Annotated in this window: 4 protein-coding genes; 1 reads left to right on the top strand and 3 read right to left on the bottom strand. The window is 46.2% G+C overall.

The window, feature by feature from the left end:
- Window positions 1-201: 201 nt before the first annotated feature.
- Complete coding sequence (locus A4E24_RS00105) at window positions 202-1149, top strand: DUF475 domain-containing protein (protein WP_292350624.1); 948 nt, start codon at window positions 202-204, stop codon at window positions 1147-1149.
- A gap of 66 nt (window positions 1150-1215) precedes the next feature.
- Here the strand turns inward: A4E24_RS00105 and A4E24_RS00100 are convergent, their stop codons facing one another.
- The 3 genes from A4E24_RS00100 to A4E24_RS00090 form a co-directional block, all read right to left on the bottom strand.
- Window positions 1216-2376, bottom strand: coding sequence for a Coenzyme F420 hydrogenase/dehydrogenase, beta subunit C-terminal domain (locus A4E24_RS00100; RefSeq protein WP_292350622.1), 1161 nt, complete (start codon window positions 2374-2376; stop codon window positions 1216-1218).
- A 127-nt stretch (window positions 2377-2503) separates the two neighbouring features.
- Window positions 2504-3703: a nickel pincer cofactor biosynthesis protein LarC gene (larC, locus tag A4E24_RS00095; RefSeq protein ID WP_292350620.1), complete on the bottom strand. Its 1200-nt coding sequence runs from the start codon at window positions 3701-3703 to the stop codon at window positions 2504-2506.
- Window positions 3700-3958: AIR carboxylase family protein (locus tag A4E24_RS00090; RefSeq protein ID WP_292350619.1), on the bottom strand; the 259-nt coding region annotated here is incomplete at its 5' end. The genes A4E24_RS00090 and larC, both read right to left, overlap by 4 nt.

Here is a 3958-nt window from a genome sequence, read left to right as displayed (position 1 = left end):
CTGCAGTCCATTGCGTAGCCGTTCCGCCATCTCAGCATACAAGTTAATTCACAATTGTGAATTAACAATTCTAAAACACAATGTTCGTATTTAAAAGTGTCGTAATGTTGCAGAATATGGTCCTGTTATGAAAACAGCTAAGTCGTGAGCAAGAGAAGCATATCTTAATAAACAAAAAATTAATTCTACAACAAAGATAACATGGACATCCTCTCAATGATCATGATAGTCGGTGGTTTATGCTTATTTGAAACCATTAGCAGTATCGATAATGCCATCATCAATGCTCAGGTGCTGTCTACAATGGGGGAGAAAGCACGCAGATGGTTCCTGATATGGGGACTGTTCTTTGCGGTCTTTGTGATCCGAGGACTTTTACCATGGGTTATCGTCTGGGCAAGTACACCTTCCTTAGGACCAATGGGTGCCCTTACTGCAACATTCAGCAATGACCCTAAGGTCATAGAGGCGATAGAGACCGCAGCCCCTGCTTTGCTAATGGGCGGCGGAGTATTCCTGCTGTTCCTGTTCCTGCACTGGCTGTTCCTGGAAAAGAAGAACTTTGGGATATGCGGGGAGCCTTATTTTATGAAAAAAGGTGTCTGGTTCTTTGCTATCGTATCAATAATACTATCCGTAATTGTCTGGTACAGCCTGAAAATAAACTATCTTGTCGCTTTCAGCGCAGTACTTGGCTCAACAGCTTTTTTCATCACCCACGGCTTCAAGGAAAATGCGGAAAAAAGTGAAAGGGATCTCGTGCAAAAAAATATGTCAGATATGAGCAAGATATTCTATCTGGAGATAATAGACGCAACATTCTCCATAGATGGCGTCATCGGAGCATTTGCATTCACCCTCTCAGTACCACTGATAATCCTCGGGAACGGACTAGGAGCTTTCGTAGTCAGAGAACTGACAATAGGCAATATCGACAGGATCCAGAGATATATGTATCTGAAGAACGGAGCAATGTATTCCATATTGTTCCTGGGTGTTTTTATGATCATGGATGGCTTTGGTTATCATATACCCTCGTTTCTGTCGCCTATGGCAACATTCTTCATAGTGGGTTATTTCTTCTATAAATCAAAGAAGCAACTCACTACTGCAGAAATTGATTCCAGTTGTTTGTTAAAACAAGAGTAAAAGCAAACACCTGATGGAAGTTTCAGAAATAGAAAAGAGAGTAGATCAAGACCGACCGAAAACAGATCAGCCTTGTTGCCTGCGATGGAAGGCATACATCTGGACCTTCTTCATCTTTGCAAGGTTAAGGATCCTTTGCATCTCCCCGTCCTCGATCACTCTTGCATCTATATAACCACAGTCTGCAGCTTCATTGAATATTTCATATCCCATGGATGAGCGGGTAAGCACAGAGGTATAACCATCCGGAGTCCCCACACCTCCAAAAGAGATATCAGTGTTCTCAGAAGCCATATCCGTACAGTATTTGCATGAACTGCTGCGGCAATTGTCAAGCTCCTGCAGATCAAAGCTTTCCTTTCCGGCCGCTGTGGTGACCTCGAACCGTCCTTTCCTGATCTTCATAGCTTCAATATCTCCGAGGCGCATGTTCTTTCCTTCGATGAACTGTTTCAGCCCTTCATAATCAAAACTGTCCATGCAGAACAGACCCAGCTTGAATATCCTTGCCCTCATGAACATGTGCAGAAAACCACGGGAGCTTCTTTGCATCTTGTGTACGGCATCTATGTTGCAGCTTGGGCCTACAAAGGCAATACTGTTCATCCCCTGTCGGATCGCGCTCATCAGGGCATCCATGGTCATACTATGGCTGTAGATACTACCCGAGGACTGTAAGAGATCCTCATATGTCCTTGCCACTATAGGGACAGGTTTCCATGGCTCTTCATCGGAGCTTGCAGTAACGATAGCGCAGTCGATAAGCCCTTCCTCAAGACCATATGCAAGCATGGCAGTGACCACACCCCCATCCTGTCCCTTGATCTCCTTAAGATTGGACTTTGCAGCATATGCCTGTCGGAGACAGCCTATTAAACCTTCTTCTGTGGTAATGGTCCTCGGACACTGGTTGTAGCATACACCGCATGCTGTGCATTTACCTGTTAGCTTTGGTTGCCCCTCCTCTAAAGAAATGGATCCACATATGGAAGCACAGGCACCACACATGGTGCAGATGCCAGGTTTGATAATATCATTGCGGAGCTTTGCAAAAGATATCTTCTCACTCTCTTGCAGAGAGCGCTTAAGACGGATAGCGTTCCTTTCGACCCTATCCATGGATCTGTTGCAGGAAACCGGAGTCATATTATATTCTATTCTGCGACGTTCTCTTATAATATCTATGTCCCTGAGAGGGGAGTGTTCACATTCGGCGCTTGTCAGCATCTTATTCACCTGCACGATGATGCCTGATGTTTTTGTATCAGCGAGATCTGCAAGTTTAAAATAGAATTTTTTATTATTTAATATTAATTTTAATTAAAAACAATTTTAATTAACAATCATTCAGTATTCAGAAAAGATCATCGTGCCCATGGATATTCCATGCCTTCTCTTCCACTTTTCGTATGACATCCTTGAGTGGTAAATTTAATTCTTTAGCAACTCGCTTGCAGTCTTCGTACTCTGCAGAAATATGCAGGATCTCACCATTGTGGTCCTCAGCTATTTTCACGGGTATGTCGTATGCTTTTCCCCATATAACGACTCTTACGCTGTCCATGCGCCTGTCGGCCGTATAGCGGTGTTTGGTCGGGATCACACGAATTCCCAGGGTGCCCGTTTCCCTCATGATCTCCCTTGCGATGGCAGCACTATGTTCGGGTCTTGTAATTACTTTTATTATATGTCCGGTGCGACCTTTTTTCATGGTCGCGGGTACAATGGCAACATCTTTTGCTCCTATTGACAGCAATTTTTCGAACAGGTTACCCAGCACTTCCCCGGTCACATCGTCCACATTTGTTTCCAGCACCTCGATGGAATCTCTGGAAAGGTCATCTTCCGTATCTATGAGAGTACTGCGCAGCACATTGGGATCTTCTGTATCGGCATCTCCTGCACCGTACCCTACGGAGAGAACCTTTCCCTTCGGATAGTTTTCGACCGGTCTGGCGAAATGACCCAGGATGGCAGCCCCTGTAGGTGTAAGGAGTTCCCGGTTCCCGGAACCGTAGAAAGACAGACCCGTGAGTTGCAGGATCTCAAGGGTGGCAGGGGCCGGCACAGGCATGGAACCATGGACAGCCTTAACCCTGCCTCCTCCAACATTGATGGGCAGGCAGTATATTCCATCAGCACCGATCTCGTGCATCGCAAAACAGGAACCTATGACATCAGCTAAAGCATCGTTCTGACCTACCTCATGAAAGTGCAGTTCCTCAAGGGATTCTCCATGTACTTTTGACTCAGCTTTGGCCATGAGCTCGAAAACTGCCAGAGCACTGTGTTCAACCCTTGCAGGCAACCCGGCATTCCGCACAATGTCCACAAGCTCTTCATAATGGCGTGCATGTTCCTCATGGTCTACGCCTATATGCACATCCACTGCACAAATACCTTTTTTGTTCGCCTGCCCTATCCTTACTGATACATCCACTGCCGACTCTATGACCGTCCGTACTTTTTCTCCGTCAGCTCCCAGAGAGATAAGGGTTCCAAGGATCATATCTCCGGAAGCACCTGAAAATGCATCAAAGATGATCGTCCTCATGGTTGTGCCTCCTCGTTTTTGCCTTCACGAGCTCTGGCAACATTATTGGCTATGCGTGCAGCAAAAGCTCCTGCAACGAACCCTGCATCGATGTTCACGACAGCAAGCACTGAACACGACTGCAACATGGAAAGCAGCGCAGCTTCACCTTTTGCCCCTGCCCCGTAACCTGTGGATACGGGCACACCGATCACGGGTACATCCACCAGACCCGACACAACTGTAGGCAATGTGCCTTCCCTGCCAGCAGCCACC

Origin of the sequence: Methanomethylovorans sp. PtaU1.Bin093, assembly GCF_002067275.1 — an archaeon.
Lineage (GTDB): Archaea > Halobacteriota > Methanosarcinia > Methanosarcinales > Methanosarcinaceae > Methanomethylovorans.
Note: the sequence above shows the minus strand (reverse complement) of the source record. Positions and strands in the feature narration are given on the sequence as shown.